Origin of the sequence: Micromonospora rosaria (assembly GCF_001567585.1) — a bacterium.
GTDB classification, from domain to species: domain Bacteria; phylum Actinomycetota; class Actinomycetes; order Mycobacteriales; family Micromonosporaceae; genus Micromonospora; species Micromonospora rosaria.
Genome location: NZ_LRQV01000141.1, coordinates 1 through 18,052 on the forward strand (window position 1 = coordinate 1; position 18,052 = coordinate 18,052).

An 18,052-nucleotide genomic window follows, 5' to 3' on the forward strand; every position below is an offset into this window, starting at 1 on the left:
CCCGCCCGGAGCGCCAGGCGCTCTGCACCCGGGGGCGGTCGGCGAAGGCGTCCCCGGCCAGGCCCACCCCGGAGTCGTCGAGATGGTACGTCCCGTCCGGCGCGGGGGCCGGCTTGGCGAAGCTCCACCGGTGCACGTACACCGTCTCGGGCGGCTCGGGCAGGCCGAGCAGCGCCACGGTGGCCGAGACGACGGCCGGCCCGGCCGCCTCCGGCGCGGCCAGGTGCCCGGCGGCGAACTCCGCGGTGGTGTGCGCGACCAGCACGGGCGCGTCGTCGCCGCGCCGGTCGCCGTCGTCGCAGACCAGGGCGAGCACCGGGTGCTCGTTGACGAACGCGCCGTGGAAGTCCGGCCAGCGGCGGGCGGGGAAGCGCAGCGCCACCGCCAGCACCGGCGACCAGCGCTGGGCGGCGGCGACCCGGGCCGGCCCGGCCAGCGCGGGGTCGAGCAGCCCGGCGGCCTGCGGGCCCGGCATGGCCAGCGCCACCCCGGCGTACGGCGTGGCGTCGACCGTCGGCCCCGGGCGGACCGCCCGCACCGGCCGCTCGACGGTGAGCGGCAACCCGTCGGCGAGGTCGGTGACGAGCGAGCGCAGTCCGCCGGGGGCCGCCCAGCGCACCGGCCCGGTCACCGTCCGCCGGCCGTCCGGCCCGTACACGTCGAAGGTGTCGGTCCACTCGCGGGCGAGCCCGGCCGCCCGCCACCGCTCGACCAGGGCGGCGAAGTCGGGGTCGTCGACGGTGAAGTACGCCGCGCCGAGGTCCACCGGCCGGCCGTCGAGGCGACGGCTGGCCAGCCGGCCACCGGGCACCCGGGCCCGGTCCCGGAGCTCGACCGGCACCCCCGCCCGCAGCAGTTCCCCGGCGCAGGCCACCCCGGCGATCCCGGCCCCGGCCACCAGCACCCCACCCCGGTCCGCAGCTCGCACCCGGTGATCGTACGGGCCGCGGGGCCCGTCCGCCGGGTGGTCAGGTTCGGGTACGGCCGGTCCGGGGCGGGAGGCGGTGCAGCCGGACCTCCGCCAGCCGACCTCCCGCCACCCCGGCAGTGAGGTAGGTGGCGTACGGCTGGGCCCGACGGTCGGTCGGCGAGCCCGGGTTGAGCAGCCGCAGGCCGCCCGGGGCGACGCTGTCCCAGGGGATGTGGGAGTGCCCGAAGACCAGCAGGTCCACGTCGCCGAAGCGGGCGGCGCAGCGCCGTTCCCGACCGGTACGCGGCCCGGTCTCGTGGACCACGGCGACCCGCAGCCCGGCCAGGTCGACCCGGGCCACCTCGGGCAGGCGGGCCCGCAGGTCCGGGCCGTCGTTGTTGCCGTACACCCCGACCAGGCGACGGGAGCGGGCCTGGACCGCCTCCAGCAGGGGGAGGTGGACCCAGTCCCCGGCGTGCAGGACCACGTCCGCCGCCTCGATCTGCGCCCAGAGGGGGGCCGGCAGGTCCCGGGCCCGGGTCGGCAGGTGGGTGTCGGCGGTGATCACCAGGCGCATGTCGGTCATTGTGCCCGTGGACCGGGACCGAAAGCTTCCAGTCGCACCAGAGGTCTTCACACGGCCGCAACCTGCCCGTAGTTTTACAGGCAATCGCGTGGGAGCGCTTCCAAGGGCGAGCTTCGATATATGAGCGAGGAGCAGTGATGAGAAGAAGTTCAGGACTGGCGGCGGCGGTGGCCGCCGGCGCCGTCGCCCTGGCGGGCGTGGTCGGCACCGGGCTGCTCAGCCAGCCCGCGTCGGCGGCCGTCGACTCGGCCTTCTACGTCGACCCGGACACCGGTGCCGCCCGCTGGGTGGCCCAGAACCCCAACGACCCCCGGGCGGCCGTGATCCGGGACCGGATCGCCTCCGTGCCCCAGGCCCGCTGGTACACGACCACCAACACGAGCACGGTCCGGGGACAGGTGGACTCCTTCGTCGGGGCGGCGGCAGCCGCCGGGAAGATCCCGATCCTGGTGGTCTACAACATCCCGAACCGGGACTGCAGCGGGGCCAGCAGCGGCGGGGCCCCCAACCACACCGCCTACCGGCAGTGGGTGGACCAGGTCGCCGCTGGGCTCGCCGGCCGTCCCGCCACCATCATCCTGGAGCCCGACGTGCTCCCCCTGATGACGAGCTGCCAGAACGCCTCCCAGCAGGCCGAGACCCGCGCCTCCATGGCCTACGCCGGCAAGAAGCTCAAGGCCGGCTCCGCCCAGGCCAAGGTCTACTTCGACGCCGGGCACTCGGCCTGGCTCTCCCCCGCCGAGGCGGCCAACCGGCTCAACGGGGCCGAGATCGGCACCAGCGCCGACGGCATCTCGGTGAACGTCTCCAACTACCGCACCACCTCCGAGGCGGTCAACTGGTCCAAGCAGGTCATCGCGGCCACCGGGGTGCCCGGCTTGAAGGCCGTGATCGACACCAGCCGCAACGGCAACGGTCCCGCCGGATCGGAGTGGTGCGACCCGCCCGGCCGGGCGATCGGCACCCCCAGCACCACCAACACCGGGGACTCCGCGATCGCCGCGCTGCTCTGGATCAAGCTGCCCGGTGAGGCCGACGGCTGCATCGCCGCCGCCGGGCAGTTCGTCCCGCAGCGGGCCTACGACCTGGCCATCGCGGCCGGGCCGGTGACCACGCCGCCGACGACCCCACCGACGACGCCCCCGACCACCCCGCCGACGACGCCCCCCACCACGCCGCCGACGACCCCGCCGACCACGCCCCCGACCGGTGGTGGCTGCGCGGTGACCTGGACCCCCAACACCTGGACCGGGGGCTTCACCGCCGAACTGAAGGTCACCAACCGGGCGGCGGCCCTGAACGGGTGGACCCTCACCTTCCAGGTCGCCTCCGGGGTGCGCCTGAGCAACGGCTGGAACGGTGAGTGGAGCCAGTCCGGGGACCAGATCAGCGTGCGCAACACGGCCTGGAACGGCACCCTCGGCACCGGGGCCACGGCCTCCGTGGGCCTGCAGGGCACCTTCTCCGGCAGCAGCCTGCCCACCCCGACCGCCTTCATTCTCAACGGCACGGCCTGTTCCTGACCCGCCCGGTCCCCCGCCACCCGCCCGGCACGGCGGGGGGACCCCGGCCCGGTACCCGTCGGTGGGACGCCCCCGACCGACGGGTACCGGGCCCCGCGCCGCGCCGGGGACGGCGCGGCGCGGCACGTGGACCGGCGCGGGACGTGGGACCAGTGCCGCGCCGGTGCCGGGTCAGGCGCCCTGACCCTGGTTCTGCATCAGCCCGCCGTCCATGAAGTACGTCGACCCGGTGACGTAGTCGGCGTCGTCGCTGGCCAGGAAGACGGCCAGCTTGCCGATCTCCGCCGGTTCGGCGGCCCGCTTCCAGGGGATGCTCTGCACCTGCTCCTCCAGGTACGACGGGTCGTCGATGGCCTTCTGGTTGAACGGCGTGAGCACCATCCCGGGCCCGATGTTGTTGACGTTCATCTTCATCGGGGCGACCTCCAGGGCCAGGCTCTTGGCGAACTCCAGCAGCGCGCCCTTGCTGGTGTCGTAGTCGGAGCCGCCGGCACGGGCCACCTCCTGGTGGATCGAGGTGATGTTGATGATCTTCCCCCGGCCGCCCTCGTCGCGGCGGTGCCGGACGAACCGGCGGGAGCAGAAGAACGCCCCGTACACGTTGGTCCGGATCGCCCGGTCCCAGGTCTCGGTGTCCAGGTCGGCCACGGGGATACCCGAGGCGTCCACCCCGGCGTCGTTCATCAGCACGTCGAGGGTGCCGAACTCGGCCAGCGCGGCGTCGAACATCGCCTCGACCTCGCCCTCGTCGCTGATGTCGGCCTGCACCACCACGGCCCGTCGCCCGGCGTCGGCGACCTGCTCCCGGGTGTGCTCCGCGCCGTCGCGGTCGTGCAGGTAGTGCACCACCACGTCGGCGCCCTCGCGGCCGAACTCGATCGCGGTCGCCTGCCCGATCCCGGAGTCCGAACCAGTGATCAGGGCCGTCTTCCCGGTCAGCCGTCCGGTCATCCGCGTGCTCCTTCCCTGTGGCCCGCACCGGTCGGCGCGGGCTGCTCCTCGGCCTCGGTGAGGTGGCCCGCCGCGTTGATCAGCCCGATGTGGGAGAACGCCTGCGGGAAGTTGCCGAGTTGTTCCCCGGTGGCCGGGTCGATCTGCTCGGCGAACAGACCGAGGTCGTTGGTGCGGGCGGCCACCCGCTCGAAGAGGTCGGTGGCCGGGCCGGCCTCCCCGGCCAGCGCCAGGCAGCCCGCCAGCCAGAACGAACAGATGACGAAGCCGGCCGGGTCGCCGTCCCAGCGCCGGACCAGCCCGTCGGCGCAGAGCCGCCGCTGGATCACCGCCATCGTGGCGCGCATCCGCTCGTCGCCGGCCGGCAGGAAACCCACCAGCGGCATGAGCAGCACCGAGGCGTCCAACTCGGCCGAGTCGAAGGCCCCGGTGTACGCGCCCAGCCCCTCGTTCCAGCCCCGGCGCAGCACCGCGCCCCGGACCTCGTCGCGGGCTGCGGCCCAGCGGGCCACGTCGGCGGGGTCCCCGATCCGGGCGCCGAAGCGCACCGCCCGGTCCAGCGCCGTCCAGCACTGCACCTTCGACGACAGGTAGTGCCGGTCCGCGTCGCGTGCCTCCCACATCCCGGCGTCCGGCAGCCGCCAGACCTCGGCCGCCTGGTTGGCCAGCGCCCGCAGCAGGTCCCGGACCTCGGGGACCATCGGGTCCAGGTAGTGCCGCATCAGCCAGGCCGCGTCGAGCACCTCGCCGAGCACGTCGGTCTGCCGCTGCCGCCAGGCGTCGTTGCCGACGAGGACCGGCCGGCTGCCGGCGTACCCGGCGAGGTGGTCGAGGCGGTGCTCGGTGAGGTCCCGCTCGCCCTGCACGCCGTACATGATCGGTGCGGGCCGGTCGCCGATCATCCCCATCGCCCGCGCCACCCAGGCGAACTGGCGGTTCGCCTCGTCGGGGCAGGCCGCCCGCCAGAGCGCCTGGAGGGTGAGGCTGAAGTCGCGGACCCAGACAAACCGGTAGTCGTAGTTGCGGTCCCCACCGAGCTGCTCGGGCAACGAGGTGGTGGCCGCCGCCACGACCGCCCCGCTGGGCTGGTACGTCATGCCCTGCACCACCATCGCGCTGCGCCGGACCTGGTCGCGGTAGCGACCCTGGTAGTCGTGCAGCCCGGCCCAGGACCGCCAGCCGGCCAGCGCGTTCGCCACCACCCCGGCCGCGTCGGGGGTGGCCGGCGGCCCGCCGTCGTACGTCGGGGCGTACCCGAGGGTGAACCCGACGCGCTCCCCGGCGCGCACCGTGAACCGGCTGGTGGCCTCCCCGTCGCCGCAGCTCACCGGGGTGTCGCCGCACAGCCGCAGCCGGGCCGCGCCCGCCGTGGCCTCCACGGCGTCCCCCCGCCCGACCAGGTACGCGGTCACCCGGCCGTACTCGAAGCGGGGCCGGTAGCACAGCCGCATCGGCACCTCGCCGGAGATGCCCTCGACCACCCGGGCGAGGATGCCGGGCGAGCGCCGGCCGATCTCGTGCCCGCGCTCGTCGGGTCCGAGCGCGAGGGCGTCGGTGACCGACACCGACCCGCCGGGGGTGGTGAAGACGGTCCGCAGGACGAGACTGTCGTCCAGGTAGGACCGGTCCACCCGGAACTCCCCCACCGGCTGGATCGACCAGTGGCCCGCGTCGTCGTCGAGGAGCCGGCCGAAGACCGACGGCGCGTCGAACCGTTCCGGGCACCACCAGTTCACCGACCCGTTCCGGTCGACCAGCGCCGCGCTGCGCCCGTCGGCGAGGAAGCCGTGTTCGCTGATCCGTCCGCTCTGCACGCCGGCTGCCTACCCGGGCCGGGCCAGCAGCATTCCCGGCCCGGCCCGGCGACATCGGACCGGCCGGCGGCGTTAGCCGCTCCGGCACGGCGGGAACGCGGCCGGGCGACGAAGGAGGATCCTCATGACCAGTCCCTCGACACCATCAGCGGCCTGGCAGCCCGGGGTGCCCGGCGGCGCCACCCTTCCGTCCGGGCCGGCCGGAAGGGTCGGCGCGCCCAGCGGCGACGGGCACGGCCCCGCCCTCGGCCCGGCGGCCGTGACGATCGGTACGTACCCGGACTACCCGTCCGCCCAGCGGCTGGTGGACTTCCTGGCCGACAACCGGTTCCCGGTGGAGCACACCGCCATCGTGGGGACGAACCTCACCCTGGTGGAGACGGTGCTCGGCCGGTTGACCACCGCACGGGCCGCGCTGCTCGGCGCCGGCACCGGCGCCTGGTTCGGCCTGTTCATCGGTCTGCTCTTCGGGATCTTCACGGTCGGCAACTGGCTGGCGGTGATCCTGGCCGGCCTGGTGATCGGCGCGATCTGGGGCGCCGTCTTCGGGGCCATCGCGCACGCGATGTCCGGTGGACGACGCGACTTCACCTCGGCCAGTTCGTTGCGGGCGGCCCAGTACGCGGTCACGGTGGACGCGCAGGTGGCCGATCAGGCCCGGCAGTTGCTGGGCCGGTTGCACGTGCCGACCCACGCCACCGGCTGACCGGCCGGACCGGCCCGACAGCGCACCGCCGGCAGGGGATCCCGGAGCACCCGGGGTCCCCTGCCGGCGTCGCGGCCGACTCCGTCCCGACGGCCCGTCAACCCTTTACTTCAAAGTCCAACTATATTCCCCGACACGCCCCGGTGGCCCAGCTCACCAGCGCTACACAAGGGTTGTCAAAATTTGAAAGAGTGCTACTGTTGGGCCCGTGACCGAGAGCCTGAGCCCCGAGCGGATGGCCGCCTGGCGGGCGTACATCGAAACCAGCCAGCGGCTGTTCACCCAGCTGGAGGACGACCTGCGCGCGGCGAGCGAGCTGAGCTTCGCCGACTACCACGTGCTGGTCCTGCTCTCCGAGGCGCCCGGTCAACGGCTGCGGATGGGCGAGCTGGCCAGCCGACTGGTCTTCTCCCCCAGCCGGCTGACCTACCAGATTTCGACCATGCAGCGCCGTGGCCTGGTCGCCCGGGAGTCCTGTCCGGGCGACCGGCGGGGCAGCGAGGCGGTGCTCACCGCCACCGGCCTGCTGGCCCTGCGCGAGGCCGCCCCGCACCACCTCGCCTCGGTACGGCACCACCTGATGGACGACCTCGACGACGCCGAGGTCGCCTGCCTCACCCGGGTCTTCACCCGACTCGGCACCCGCCTGCGCGCCGCCCGCGACGCGTCGACCACCTCACGTCAGGAGTGATCACGATGCCCGCTGTCACCGTCGACGACGTCCTCGTCCTGCCCCGCCTGCCGAAGCTTTCCGAGTCGACCACCTACCGGCCGGTGCGCCGGCTGGTCACCGCCCCCAGCGGGTACGAGGGCGAGGGTTTCCCGGTCCGCCGGGCCTTCGCCGGCGTGCCGATGACCGAGCTGGACCCGTTCATCCACCTGGACCAGATGGGTGAGGTGGACTACGCCCCCGGCGAGCCGAAGGGCACCGCCTGGCACCCGCACCGGGGTTTCGAGACCGTCACGTACATGATCGACGGGATCATGGACCACCAGGACTCGACCGGCGGTGGCGGCACCATCACCAACGGCGACACCCAGTGGATGACGGCCGGCAGTGGCCTGCTGCACATCGAGGCGCCGCCGGAGCACCTGGTGACCAGTGGCGGCCTCTTCCACGGCCTCCAGCTCTGGGTGAACCTGCCCCGGGTGGCCAAGATGAGCCAGCCGAAGTACCAGGACATCCGGGGCTCGGAGTCGGCGCTGCTCACCACGCCCGACGGTGGCGCGCTGATCCGGGTGATCGCCGGCGCGGTCGCCGGGCACCAGGGCCCGGGGTCGACCCACACCCCGATCACCATCGCCCACGTCACGCTCCAGCCCGGCGCGGAGCTGAGCCTGCCCTGGCGGCCGGACTTCAACGCGCTGGTCTACGTGCTGGGCGGTCGGGGCACGGTCGGCACCGACCGGCGGCCGGTGCACACCGGGCAGCTCGCCGTGCACGGCCCGGGTGACGCGATCCGGGTCACCGCGGACCGCCAGCAGGACGGCAACACCCCGGCGCTGGACCTCTACATCATGGGCGGCCAGCCGATCCGGGAGCCGGTGGCGCACTACGGTCCGTTCGTGATGAACACCCGCGCGGAGCTGGTCCAGGCGGTCGAGGACTTCCAGGCCGGCCGGCTCGGGGTGATCCCCACCGAGCGGCTGCCGCACACCGGCGGTCAGGCCGGGCGCCCCTGACCCCGACCCCGCACGACGGGCGTCCCGGAGCTCCGGGACGCCCGTCGGCGGGTCAGGAGACCGCGAAGATCCCGGCCACCCCCAGGATCACCATGAGCAACACCGCGACCAGCGCGCCCCGTTCACCCTCCACCGCCGGCTCGCGGTGCTCGGTCCCGTGTGTCGTCTCGGCGGGCATCTCGATGGGCATCCTGTGGCCTCCTCGGTTGTCGCGTCAGGTCCGTCGTCCGCCGCGCGCGAGGCACCCACCGGCGTTCGGGACGCCGGCCGGGGTGCGGGCCCACGACGGGGGGTCCCACCGTGTGGACGGTGTCGACCTCGCCGAGGCTGGACGTACCGGCGCGGGCTGCTTCCTCCGCAGCCGGACGCGCCAACCCGGCCTCAGAGTTACCCGTCTGGAGCAGCGGAAACCCTCACCGGGCCCACGGTTCACGAGTGACCGAACGGTCAGCGGCGGCCCCACACCTCCGCCCCGCGACCGCCGCCGTCCACCGGACCCACACCGGAGTGTCCGCCAGCGTCCGGCCGGGCCGGTCGTCCCGCTCCGAGCGGCCCCCGGACGGGCCGGTAGCTGGTAGGCAAATGAGCCATTTTGTCCCTCTTTGGGGGTCTCATGACTCAAAATCACCTAAGTACATCGTCCTTTCGGCTAGATTTTGGCTAGCTGATCAGGCTAAGGTGACATCCGAACGGACATCTGAAGCTGAACCGATGCGTCACGTCTTTCATCCGCGGACGAGGTGCAGGGAGGACCACCATGACCGCGTCAACGATCACCGAAGAGGCGACCCGGGCTGCCGCTGCACCCGCCGAGAAGCTCGACCCTCGGGCGCTCACCGACAGCGCGACCGACCTCCTCAACGCGATGGCCGCGCTGCCGGCGAACCACCCGTCCCGGGCCGCGCTGCGGGACCGGGCCATCGAGGCCTGGCTGCCGCTGGCCAACCACCTCGCCCACCGCTACAGCGGGCGCGGCGAGCCGACCGACGACCTGGCGCAGACCGCCGCCGTCGGGCTGATCAAGGCCATCGACAAGTTCGACCCCACCCGGGGCGTGGACTTCGCCGGGTACGCCATCCCCACCATCATCGGTGAGCTCAAGCGGCACTTCCGGGACCGCACCTGGGACATCCGGGTCCCGCGCCGGCTCCAGGAGCTGCGGCTGGCCATCTCCGACGCCAACAGCTCGCTGCTGCAGACGCTGGGCCGGTCCCCGACGGTCGCCGACATCGCCGCCCACCTCAAGCTCACCGAGGAGGAGGTGCTGGAGGGCCTGGAGGGCGCCCGCGCGTACAACGCGGTGTCGCTGTCCACCCCGACCGGCGACGGTGACCGGGCCACCGAGCTGGGCGACATGCTCGGCGGCGAGGACAACGAGTTCGAGCTGGCCGAGCTGCGGGTCGCGCTCGGCCCGGCGCTGGCCACCCTGGACGAGCGCGAGCAGAAGATCCTGACCCTGCGCTTCTACGGCAACCTGACCCAGTCGCAGATCGCCGAGCAGATCGGGGTCTCGCAGATGCACGTGTCCCGGCTGCTCGCCCGGGCCCTCACCAAGCTGCGCGGGCAGCTCGACGGCACGTACTGACACGCTCGTCCGGCCCGCCCCGAGGGGCAGGCGCCGGGCAGGCTCGACGGCGGGCCGGGTCAACGGCGACCCGGCCCGCCGTCGTACGTCCGGGCCCAGCCCGGTGGAGACCGACGGCCGGGCCATCTGGCGTCGGTCACCGGCCGCCCCCACGGCGCGACGACCACGACGCCGGAATGCGGGAAACGACCGCGCTGAATTCCGAGCCACCACCCGCGTGACGGGAAGCGTGCGTCGACGACCGCCGGCCACGATTCCGTCGCCCCGGTGGGAGTGACCGCGTCGGCGTCGGCCGGATAGATGCCCGCCACCACCCGACCGGTCCGGAGAAAGTCACCGCGCCGTTGCGTGCACGGCGCAGGAAAGTGCCGCACCGACGTTTCCGTCGATCCCGTACCCGACCCCCCGAATCGGTCGGCGGCAGCGTGCCCGGCGACGTCGGGGAAAGAGTGCCACCGATCCCCCGCCGCCCCGCCGGACACGGCCGCCCGCCCGCTTGGCCGGTGCGGACACGCTGTTCAGCAGCGCCCGGCAATACACCGGCATTCTCCCTCAGGGTGACCAATAAAAAGGGCATCACGGGGCATTACCCCACGCCTTCGTCACGCTCGATCAACATGGTTGAACCATGAGTGATCTTCCCGTACGATCCGTTGTCGGCCACAGCACCCTATGCTTATTCCCTCGGAAAGGCTGAGGATGACAAATGCCAATGACGGCTCGCCGGTGGTGCGCCTCGCCGATGAACTCTTCCTTATCGGACACGACGACTTCACCGGCAAACCGCTGGCCGCCGCCGGCAATTTCGACACCGCGCTCGCCGGCGCGATCCTGGCCGAGCTGGTCCTCGACGGCCGACTCTCGGTGGACAACGGCGCGGTGGTCCCCCTGGACCACCAGCCGCGCGACGAGCCGCTGACCGACCAGGTCCTCAGCGAGATCCTGCGGCGGGGCAGCGGGCACTCCGCCCGACTGTGGCTGGCCTTTCTCCGCGACGAAATGCAGATCCGGGAACGGGTCGGCGGCCGGCTCGCCAGCGCGGGCTGGGTCCGCCGGGTGGAGAGCCGGGGGCTGACCCTGCGCGCCTCGGTCCGCTGGCCGGGGGTCAACCCGAACCTGGTGGCCGCGCCCCGGGTGCGGCTCGCCGCCAGCCTGCAACAGACCTACCGGCCGCTGGACACCGGCACCGCGACCCTGGCCGCGCTGATCCGGGCGGCCAACCTCACCAAGGTGCTCATGCTGGTCGACCGGGCCGTGCCCGAACGGATCACCCGCAGCCGGCAGGATCTCCCGGCCGCGCTCCAGTCGCTGCTCGCCGCGGTCGACGCGGGCGCCAGCACCACCGCGCTGCCGGCCCGCCGCTGACCCGGGCGCCCCACGGGCGGCCCCGCCGCCCCGGGGCCTCACCCGTCGACGACGACGTCCGCGACGATGACGGTGATGTTGTCCGGCCCGCCGGCCCGCAACGCGAGATCGATCAGGCGCTGGGCGCACTCGCCCCGGTCGGGGTGCCCGGCGAGGACCTCGGCGAGGGTGTCCGGGCGGACCACGTTGGACAGCCCGTCGCTGCACAGCAGCCAGCGGTCGCCGGCCCAGGGCACCATGGTGGCGTAGGTCGGGGAGACCTCCTCGCCCTGCAACGCCTGGGTGACCACGGCCCGGCGGGGGTGGCTGCTGGCCTCGTCCGGGCTGATCACCCCCTGGTCGACGAGCATCTGCACGAAGGTGTCGTCCCGGGTGATCTGCTTGAGCACCCCCTCCCGCAGCAGGTACGCCCGGGAGTCACCGATGTGCGCCAGGGCCAGGCAGCTCCCGGTACGGGCGAAGAGCAACGCGGTGAGCGTGGTGCCCATCCCGCGGCGGTCCGAGTCCTCGGCGACCGCCTGCCGGATCCGCGCGGTCGCCAGGTCGATCCCACCTTGCAGGGCGGCCACCAGACCGTCCTCCGGTGTCTCCACGTCCAGGGGGCCGACCGCGTCGATGGCGATCGTGCTGGCGAGATCACCGGCGGCCATCCCGCCCATGCCGTCGGCCACGGCGACGAGCCAGGTGCCGGCGTGGAGGGCATCCTGGTTGCCGCTGCGGATCAGCCCACGGTCGCTCGCCCCGACGGAACGCAGCTTCAGGGTCATGGGAGGCAGCCTGCCAGGCGAAGGGCGCAGTTGTCTCTAGGAGATCACGACGATGCCGCGTGGCGCGGCGAATCTCACTACCCGTAACCGCAGGAGAATGCCGATACCGCTGCTCATCCAGTGCCGTCAATTGACAGGGCGGTCACCTGCTGGAAATATCGAGCCGACACCTGGGAGCGCTCCCAGGTGTTCCCCCACCACACCCCCACCCCGGAAGGACTCCCGTGACGTCATCCCGACGCCGCCGACGCCGCCTCGCGCTGCTGGCCGTGGCGACCACCCTGGCCCTCACCGGCGCCTCCGCCACCGTGGCCCACGCCGAGCCGGGTGAGGAGGCTCCCGAACAGGTCCGCAACGGTGACTTCAGCGAAGGGGTCAGCCCCTGGTTCTCCTTCGGCACCGGCCCGCTGGCGGTGACCGACGGGCGGCTCTGCACCACCGTGGCCGGTGGCCTGGCCAACCCCTGGGACGCCGGGATCGGCCAGGAGGGCATCCCGCTGCTCGCCGGGGCCGAGTACACCCTCGGCTTCGACATCTCGGCCACCCCGGGCTCCGACGTCCGGGCGGTCCTCCAGCTCGGCGGCCCCCCGTACACCGCGTACGCCACCGTGGACGGGACCGCCGGCAGCACCCCGGCCCGGGTGGAGCAGACCTTCACCCTCACCGAGGGCAACCCCTCCGCCCAGCTCATCTTCCAGGTCGGCGGCAGCGCCCAGGAGCAGACCTTCTGCCTGGACAACGTCTCGCTGCGCGGCGGCGAGCCCCCGGAGCCGTACGTGCCGGACACCGGCCCCCGGGTCCGGGTGAACCAGGTGGGCTACCTGCCCGGCGGCCCGAAGAACGCCACCATCGTCACGGAGTCCACCACGGCGCTGCCCTGGCAGCTCAGGTCCGCCAGCGGGGCGGTGGTGGCCAGCGGCCAGAGCACCCCGCGCGGGGTCGACGAGGCGTCCGGCCAGAACGTGCACAGCGTCGACTTCTCCGCCTACCGCACGGCGGGCACCGGGCTGACCCTGGTCGCCGACGGGGAGACCAGCCACCCGTTCGACATCTCCGGCACGATCTACCAGCAGCTCCGCTCGGACGCGGTGCAGTTCTTCTACGCCCAGCGCAGCGGCATCGCCATCGACGGTGACCTGATCGGCGAGGAGTACGCCCGCCCCGCCGGCCACCTCGGGGTCGCCCCCAACCAGGGCGACATCGACGTACCCTGCCAGCCCGGGGTCTGCGACTACCGGCTGGACGTGCGCGGCGGCTGGTACGACGCCGGCGACCACGGCAAGTACGTCGTCAACGGGGGCCTGGCCACGTACCAGCTCCTGAGCACCTTCGAGCGGACCAAGACCGCCCCCACCGCCGACGGCGGGGCGGCCCTGGGCGACAGCACGCTGCGGGTGCCCGAGCGGGACAACGGGGTGCCGGACATCCTCGACGAGGCGCGCTGGGAGCTGGAGTTCCTGCTGCGGATGCAGGTCCCGGCCGGCAAGCCGCTCGCCGGCATGGCCCACCACAAGATCCACGACCGGAACTGGACCGGCCTGCCGCTGGACCCGGCCGCCGACCCGGAGCTGCGGGAGCTGCACCCGCCGTCGACCGCCGCCACCCTCAACCTGGCCGCCGTGGCCGCCCAGTGCGCCCGGCTGTTCGCCCCGTACGACGCGGCGTTCGCCACCCGCTGCGGCACCGCCGCGAAGACCGCCTACGCGGCGGCGAAGGCCAACCCGGCCCGGTACGCCAGCCCCACCGACTCCAACGGCGGCGGCGCGTACGACGACACCACCGTCACCGACGAGTTCTACTGGGCCGCCGCGGAGCTGTACCTGACCACCGGCGAGCAGAAGTACCTGACCGACCTGACCGCCTCCCCGCACCACACCGGGGACGTCTTCGACGTGCGTGGCTTCAGCTGGCAGGGCGTGGCCGCGCTGGGCCGGCTGGACCTGGCCACCGTGCCCAGCGGCCTGCCGGCCGCCGAGCGCACCCGCCTGCGGGCCTCGGTGACCGCCGCCGCCGACCGGTACCTCGCCGAGATCGGCGACCAGGCGTACGGCCTGCCGATGCCGGGTGACCCGGGCAGCTACTTCTGGGGCGGCAACGGCAACATCATCAACAACGCGGTCGTGCTGGCCACCGCCTTCGACCTGACCGGCGCGGCGAAGTACCGCGACGGCGCGGTGCAGACGATGGACTACATCTTCGGCCGCAACGCCCTGAACATGTCCTACGTCACCGGGTACGGCGAGCAGCACGCCAAGAACCAGCACAGCCGGCTCTTCGGCAACCAGAAGGACCCCAACTCGCCGAACCCGCCCGCCGGCTCCCTCGCCGGTGGGGCCAACGCCGCCCTCCAGGACCCGTACGTGGCCCAGCTCATCCCGGACTGCAAGCCGCAGTTCTGCTTCGTCGACCACATCGACTCGTACTCGACGAACGAGGTGGCGATCAACTGGAACTCGGCGCTGACCTGGATCGCGTCCTTCCTCGCCGACCAGGACGACGCCCCGGCCCCGGCCGCCTCCCGCTGCACCGCCGAGTACGTCAACTACGGCACCTGGCAGGGCGGCGGCGGGTTCACCGGCCAGGTGACCATCCGCAACACCGGCAGCACGACGGTGGACGGCTGGACCGCCCGGTTCGCCTTCACCGGTGACCAGAAGCTGCGCGAGGCGTGGCTGGCCAAGACCAGCCAGAGCGGCGCGACGGTGACCGCGAAGAACGAGTCGTACAACGCCCGGATCGCCCCCGGCGGGACGGTGACCTTCGGGTTCAACGCCCTCACCGGTGGCGGCGCCAACCCGGCGCCGGGCCTGATCACCCTCAACGGGGCGGCCTGTTCCTGACCTCCGCCCGCACGAACCGGTGCCGCCTGCCCGTCCCCCGGGCAGGCGGCACCCTCGTTCCGGGCGACGGCCGACGCCCCGGCCCCGTCGACGCCCCGGCCCCGTCGGCACCGTCGACCGGTCCGGGCGCGGTCGTCAGCGGGTGAGCCACTCCAGTAGTTCGCCGCCCTGCTGCCAGATGGTCAGCGCGGAGAAGACGCCGAAGAGCAGGACCGCCCAGATCAGCGCGGCCACCCGGTAGTGGCGGGGGCGGATCTGCTCCGGCAGTACCCGCCGGTTGAGCACCAGCAGCAGGATCGAGTACACGAACATCATCAGGCCGCCGACGCAGGCGGAGATGACCAGCAGCGGTAGCGGCTGGCTCAGCCCGGCCAGCAGGATCGCGCAGCCGAGCCCGACCAGCCCCCAGACCAGGGCGAAGTAGATCCGGCTCTCCGAGGCGCGGCGCAGGTACGAGGTCTTCAGCACGTCGGCGGCGAGCCGGCTGGTGTAGTCGACGATGCCCATCGCGGCGGCGAACAGCGACAGCGCGCCGATCAGCCAGAACAGGGTGCCGAACCAGGGCCCGACGAGTTCCTTCAGGCGGTTCCCCTCGACCTCCAGGAAGGAGACGCTGTTGGCCAGGCCGGGCACCCCGTACACGGTGGAGTAGGCCAGCATCGACATCAGCGTGATGGTGACGAAGGAGATCAGCACGAAGGTGACCAGTTGCTCCTGGTTGGCCAGTCGCCACCAGCGCCGCCACCGGCCGAGGTTCTCCTCGGTGGGCTCGAAGACGAAGCCCGCCCCGGCCGGGGCCGCCTCCTCCCGGCCGGTGACCGGGCTGACCAGGCGCGGGACGTACGCCCCCATGCCGTAGCCCTTGTCCCGGATCCAGTTGGACTGGACCAGGTTCTGGCCACCGCCGGCACCGGCGAAGACCAGGGCGGAGAGCATCAGCGCGAAGCCCAGTTCGGCGGGGAAGTCCGGCGCGGTGACCGCCCGGGGCAGTTCCCCCCAGGTGTCCACGGAGATCGCGAAGACCACCGCGACCAGGACGAAGAGCACCACCAGGCCGACCTTGACGAACTCGACGCGCTCCAGCGCCCGGTACACCACCGGGGCGAGGGTGAGGGTCGCGCCGATCACCAGCAGCAGGCCGACGGCGATCCAGGTGACGTCCCCGCCGACCAGGTAGGTCACCATGGTCGCCGAGCTGGACGCCCAGCCGGGCCAGAGGTTGGCGAAGTACACCATCACCGCGAAGACCAGGCCCCAGTGCCGCCAGAACCGGGAGAACCCGGTCAGCGCGGTCTCCCCGGTGGCCAGCGTGTACCGCTCGATCTCCATGTTCAGGAACCACTGGGTGACGATGCCGACCGCCGCGGCCCAGAGGAAGACCAGCCCCACCTGGGAGGCGATGTACGGGTAGAGGATGAACTCACCCGAGGCGAGCCCGACCCCGGCGGCGATCACGCCGGGACCGAGGATCCGCCAGGCCGAGCGGGGTGGTGGTGGCAGGTCCCGGACGGTGACCCCGGGCAGGTGTCGGGTGGGGAACCGGTCGGCGGCGGTCGGCGTCATCGGGGACCTCCAGCGGGGGTGGGGTGTGCCCCTGGCTACCCGAGACCCATCGATGACGAAACATCCTCCGGCACCCGCCCGGCCACCCGATGGGGCAGCAGGGGCCGGACCCCGGTGGCAGGATCAGCGGATGACGGCTGGCCAGACCATCACCATCTCCCCCGGCGGGGCGGGGGACGCCGGCACCGTGCTGCGCCTGCTCGACGCCGCCACCGCCTGGCTGGTGGCGCAGGGGCGCAGCAGCCAGTGGGGCAGCGCGCCGGCCTCGACCGACCCCCGCCGGCTCGCGCAGGTGCGACAGTGGACCGGCGGGAACGGGCTGCACCTGGCCCGCTTCGGCGAGCACCCGGTCGGCGCCTTGGTCGTCGGCGCGGCGACCGAGCACGTGCCGCCGGCCACCGAGCCGGAGTTGTACGTGAACCTGCTGGTCACCGACCGGGCGTACGCGGGGCTGGGGATCGGGGCCCGGTTGCTGGCGCACGCCGCGGGCCTGGCCCAGGCGGCGGGCGTGAGGCTGCTGCGGGTGGACTGTTACGCCGGGGACGACCGGGCCCTGGTCCGCTGGTACGAACGGCAGGGTTTCACCGCGACCGACCGCTTCGTGGTGCCCCGCCCCGGCCGCCCCGGCTGGCCGGGGCAGGTGCTGGTCCGCCGGCTGCCCGCCGCCGGGACCACCACGCGCTGAGGTCGGCGGGCCGACGGCGGACGAAGGCCGCTCACCCGGTCGGGCGCAGTTTCGGCAGCACCTCCGCGCCGAACGTGTCGATGAACGCGCGCTGCTCCTGCCCCACGTGGTGCAGGGCGATCTGGTCGAAGCCGAGGTCCACGTACCGCTCCAGCCAGCCGACGTGCCGGCCCAGGTCGGCGGAGATGTTGACCACCTCGGCGAGCCGGTGCATCGGCACCTCCTGCGACACCACGTCGAAGTGCTCCGGCGTGGTGAGGTCCCAGCAGACCGGCGGCGCGAAGACGTTGCTGCGCCACTGGTCGTACGCCAGCGCCTCGGCCTCCTGCTGGTCGGGCGCCCAGCTCAGGTGCACCTGGAGGTGCAGCGGCCCCCGGCCCCCGGCGTCCCGATAGGCGTCGATCATCCGGCGCAGGTGCTCCTCCGGGGCGTTCACCGTGATCAGCCCGTCCGCCCACTCGGCGCACCAGCGGGCGGTCGCCACGCTCGTCGCCGCGCCGACCAGGGCGGGCGGCTCCGTCGGCCGGGTCCACAGCTTCGCCCGGTCCACCCGGACCAGCCCGTCGTGGCTGACCTCCTCCCCGGCCAGCAGCGCCCGGATGACGTCGACGCACTCGCGCAGCCGGGCGTTACGCAGCTCCTTGCGGGGCCACACCTCGCCGGTGACGTGCTCGTTGGCGTTCTCGCCGCTGCCCAGCGCCGCCCAGAACCGCCCGGGGTACATCGCGGCGAGGGTGCCGATCGCCTGGGCGACGATCGCCGGGTGGTACCGCTGCCCCGGAGCGTTGACCACGCCGAACGACAGGTCGGTCGCCTGGAGCGCGGCGCCCAGCCAGGACCAGGCGAACCCGGACTGCCCCTGCCGCTCGCTCCAGGGCGCGAAGTGGTCCGAGCACATGGCGGCGGCGAAGCCGGCCCGCTCGGCGTGGACCACCGCGTCCAGCAGGGCGCGGGGATGGATCTGCTCGTGCGAGGCGTGGAACCCGAACACCGTCATGGCGGCACTCCGTACCCACCCCACCACCCCCACATTCCTGTAAGGAAGGGCCCCCTGTTAACGCTTTCGGTAGTAAA

The 18,052-nt window shown here is 73.1% G+C and carries 16 protein-coding genes; 8 read left to right on the plus strand and 8 right to left on the minus strand.

All coding sequences use genetic code 11. The features are described 5' to 3' along the window. Both AWW66_RS26775 and AWW66_RS26780 read right to left on the minus strand, forming a co-directional pair. The coding region (locus AWW66_RS26775) for an NAD(P)/FAD-dependent oxidoreductase (protein WP_083979006.1) at positions 1-904 on the minus strand (904 nt) is incomplete at its 3' end. 64 nt (positions 905-968) lie between these two features. After that, positions 969-1,487 carry a metallophosphoesterase family protein gene (locus AWW66_RS26780; RefSeq protein ID WP_067371879.1) on the minus strand — a complete coding sequence of 173 codons (519 nt, stop codon included), beginning with the start codon at positions 1,485-1,487 and terminating at the stop codon, positions 969-971. A gap of 146 nt (positions 1,488-1,633) precedes the next feature. Between AWW66_RS26780 and AWW66_RS26785 the strand changes: the two genes are divergently transcribed. Next, entirely contained in the window at positions 1,634-3,019 is a 1,386-nt protein-coding gene (locus tag AWW66_RS26785; protein ID WP_067371842.1) for a glycoside hydrolase family 6 protein, read from the plus strand. Positions 3,020-3,190: 171 nt separating this feature from the next. On the opposite strand, the gene AWW66_RS26790 is transcribed toward AWW66_RS26785, so the two are convergent. Beyond that, positions 3,191-3,970 (minus strand): glucose 1-dehydrogenase, encoded by a 780-nt coding sequence (locus tag AWW66_RS26790; RefSeq protein WP_067371845.1) that lies wholly within the window; start codon positions 3,968-3,970, stop codon positions 3,191-3,193. Continuing rightward, complete coding sequence (locus tag AWW66_RS26795; protein WP_067371848.1) at positions 3,967-5,784, minus strand: glycoside hydrolase family 15 protein; 1,818 nt, start codon at positions 5,782-5,784, stop codon at positions 3,967-3,969. Before AWW66_RS26795 ends, AWW66_RS26790 begins: the two co-directional genes overlap by 4 nt. Positions 5,785-5,908: 124 nt before the next feature. Here AWW66_RS26795 and AWW66_RS26800 point away from each other — a divergent pair, with 124 nt between their 5' ends. The 3 genes from AWW66_RS26800 (at position 5,909) to AWW66_RS26810 (ending at position 8,173) form a co-directional block, all read left to right on the plus strand. After that, complete coding sequence (locus AWW66_RS26800) at positions 5,909-6,490, plus strand: general stress protein (protein WP_067371851.1); 582 nt, start codon at positions 5,909-5,911, stop codon at positions 6,488-6,490. A 208-nt stretch (positions 6,491-6,698) separates the two neighbouring features. Next, positions 6,699-7,181 (plus strand): MarR family winged helix-turn-helix transcriptional regulator, encoded by a 483-nt coding sequence (locus tag AWW66_RS26805; RefSeq protein ID WP_067371853.1) that lies wholly within the window; start codon positions 6,699-6,701, stop codon positions 7,179-7,181. A 5-nt stretch (positions 7,182-7,186) separates the two neighbouring features. After that, positions 7,187-8,173 (plus strand): pirin family protein, encoded by a 987-nt coding sequence (locus AWW66_RS26810; RefSeq protein ID WP_067371881.1) that lies wholly within the window; start codon positions 7,187-7,189, stop codon positions 8,171-8,173. 52 nt (positions 8,174-8,225) lie between these two features. On the opposite strand, the gene AWW66_RS34030 is transcribed toward AWW66_RS26810, so the two are convergent. Next, positions 8,226-8,363: a hypothetical protein gene (locus AWW66_RS34030; RefSeq protein ID WP_157527985.1), complete on the minus strand. Its 138-nt coding sequence runs from the start codon at positions 8,361-8,363 to the stop codon at positions 8,226-8,228. 567 nt (positions 8,364-8,930) lie between these two features. Here AWW66_RS34030 and AWW66_RS26815 point away from each other — a divergent pair. Then, positions 8,931-9,758, plus strand: a complete 828-nt coding sequence (locus AWW66_RS26815) for a SigB/SigF/SigG family RNA polymerase sigma factor (RefSeq protein WP_067371856.1) — start codon at positions 8,931-8,933, stop codon at positions 9,756-9,758. 699 nt (positions 9,759-10,457) lie between these two features. Next, positions 10,458-11,123 (plus strand): GOLPH3/VPS74 family protein, encoded by a 666-nt coding sequence (locus AWW66_RS26820; protein ID WP_067371859.1) that lies wholly within the window; start codon positions 10,458-10,460, stop codon positions 11,121-11,123. 38 nt (positions 11,124-11,161) lie between these two features. Here the strand turns inward: AWW66_RS26820 and AWW66_RS26825 are convergent, their stop codons facing one another. Next, a complete protein-coding gene (locus tag AWW66_RS26825; protein WP_067371862.1) occupies positions 11,162-11,890 on the minus strand; it encodes a PP2C family protein-serine/threonine phosphatase in 729 nt (242 codons plus the stop codon). A 224-nt stretch (positions 11,891-12,114) separates the two neighbouring features. Between AWW66_RS26825 and AWW66_RS26830 the strand changes: the two genes are divergently transcribed. Further along, on the plus strand, positions 12,115-14,730 hold the full coding sequence (locus tag AWW66_RS26830; RefSeq protein ID WP_067371865.1) for a glycoside hydrolase family 9 protein: 2,616 nt from the start codon (positions 12,115-12,117) through the stop codon (positions 14,728-14,730). Between the two features lie 135 nt (positions 14,731-14,865). Here AWW66_RS26830 and AWW66_RS26835 read toward each other — a convergent pair whose 3' ends face one another. Then, the gene (locus tag AWW66_RS26835; RefSeq protein WP_067371867.1) at positions 14,866-16,293 is read right to left on the minus strand and encodes an Nramp family divalent metal transporter; all 1,428 of its coding nucleotides are present in this window, start codon (positions 16,291-16,293) and stop codon (positions 14,866-14,868) included. A gap of 130 nt (positions 16,294-16,423) precedes the next feature. Between AWW66_RS26835 and AWW66_RS26840 the strand changes: the two genes are divergently transcribed. Then, positions 16,424-16,978 carry a GNAT family N-acetyltransferase gene (locus AWW66_RS26840; protein ID WP_067371870.1) on the plus strand — a complete coding sequence of 185 codons (555 nt, stop codon included), beginning with the start codon at positions 16,424-16,426 and terminating at the stop codon, positions 16,976-16,978. Between the two features lie 31 nt (positions 16,979-17,009). On the opposite strand, the gene AWW66_RS26845 is transcribed toward AWW66_RS26840, so the two are convergent. Beyond that, positions 17,010-17,975, minus strand: coding sequence for a TIGR03885 family FMN-dependent LLM class oxidoreductase (locus AWW66_RS26845; protein ID WP_067371873.1), 966 nt, complete (start codon positions 17,973-17,975; stop codon positions 17,010-17,012). Positions 17,976-18,052 lie beyond the last annotated feature (77 nt).

Excerpts from the sequence above, each read along its gene's own strand:
- AWW66_RS26800 (WP_067371851.1), top strand. The coding sequence starts at position 5,909 with ATGACCAGTCCCTCGACACCATCAGCGGCCTGGCAGCCCGGGGTGCCC.
- AWW66_RS26820 (WP_067371859.1), top strand. The coding sequence starts at position 10,458 with ATGACAAATGCCAATGACGGCTCGCCGGTGGTGCGCCTCGCCGATGAA.
- AWW66_RS26785 (WP_067371842.1), top strand. The coding sequence starts at position 1,634 with ATGAGAAGAAGTTCAGGACTGGCGGCGGCGGTGGCCGCCGGCGCCGTC.
- AWW66_RS34030 (WP_157527985.1), bottom strand. The coding sequence starts at position 8,363 with ATGCCCATCGAGATGCCCGCCGAGACGACACACGGGACCGAGCACCGC.
- AWW66_RS26780 (WP_067371879.1), bottom strand. The coding sequence starts at position 1,487 with ATGCGCCTGGTGATCACCGCCGACACCCACCTGCCGACCCGGGCCCGG.
- AWW66_RS26835 (WP_067371867.1), bottom strand. The coding sequence starts at position 16,293 with ATGACGCCGACCGCCGCCGACCGGTTCCCCACCCGACACCTGCCCGGG.
- AWW66_RS26845 (WP_067371873.1), bottom strand. The coding sequence starts at position 17,975 with ATGACGGTGTTCGGGTTCCACGCCTCGCACGAGCAGATCCATCCCCGC.
- AWW66_RS26790 (WP_067371845.1), bottom strand. The coding sequence starts at position 3,970 with ATGACCGGACGGCTGACCGGGAAGACGGCCCTGATCACTGGTTCGGAC.
- AWW66_RS26840 (WP_067371870.1), top strand. The coding sequence starts at position 16,424 with ATGACGGCTGGCCAGACCATCACCATCTCCCCCGGCGGGGCGGGGGAC.
- AWW66_RS26825 (WP_067371862.1), bottom strand. The coding sequence starts at position 11,890 with ATGACCCTGAAGCTGCGTTCCGTCGGGGCGAGCGACCGTGGGCTGATC.
- AWW66_RS26815 (WP_067371856.1), top strand. The coding sequence starts at position 8,931 with ATGACCGCGTCAACGATCACCGAAGAGGCGACCCGGGCTGCCGCTGCA.
- AWW66_RS26810 (WP_067371881.1), top strand. The coding sequence starts at position 7,187 with ATGCCCGCTGTCACCGTCGACGACGTCCTCGTCCTGCCCCGCCTGCCG.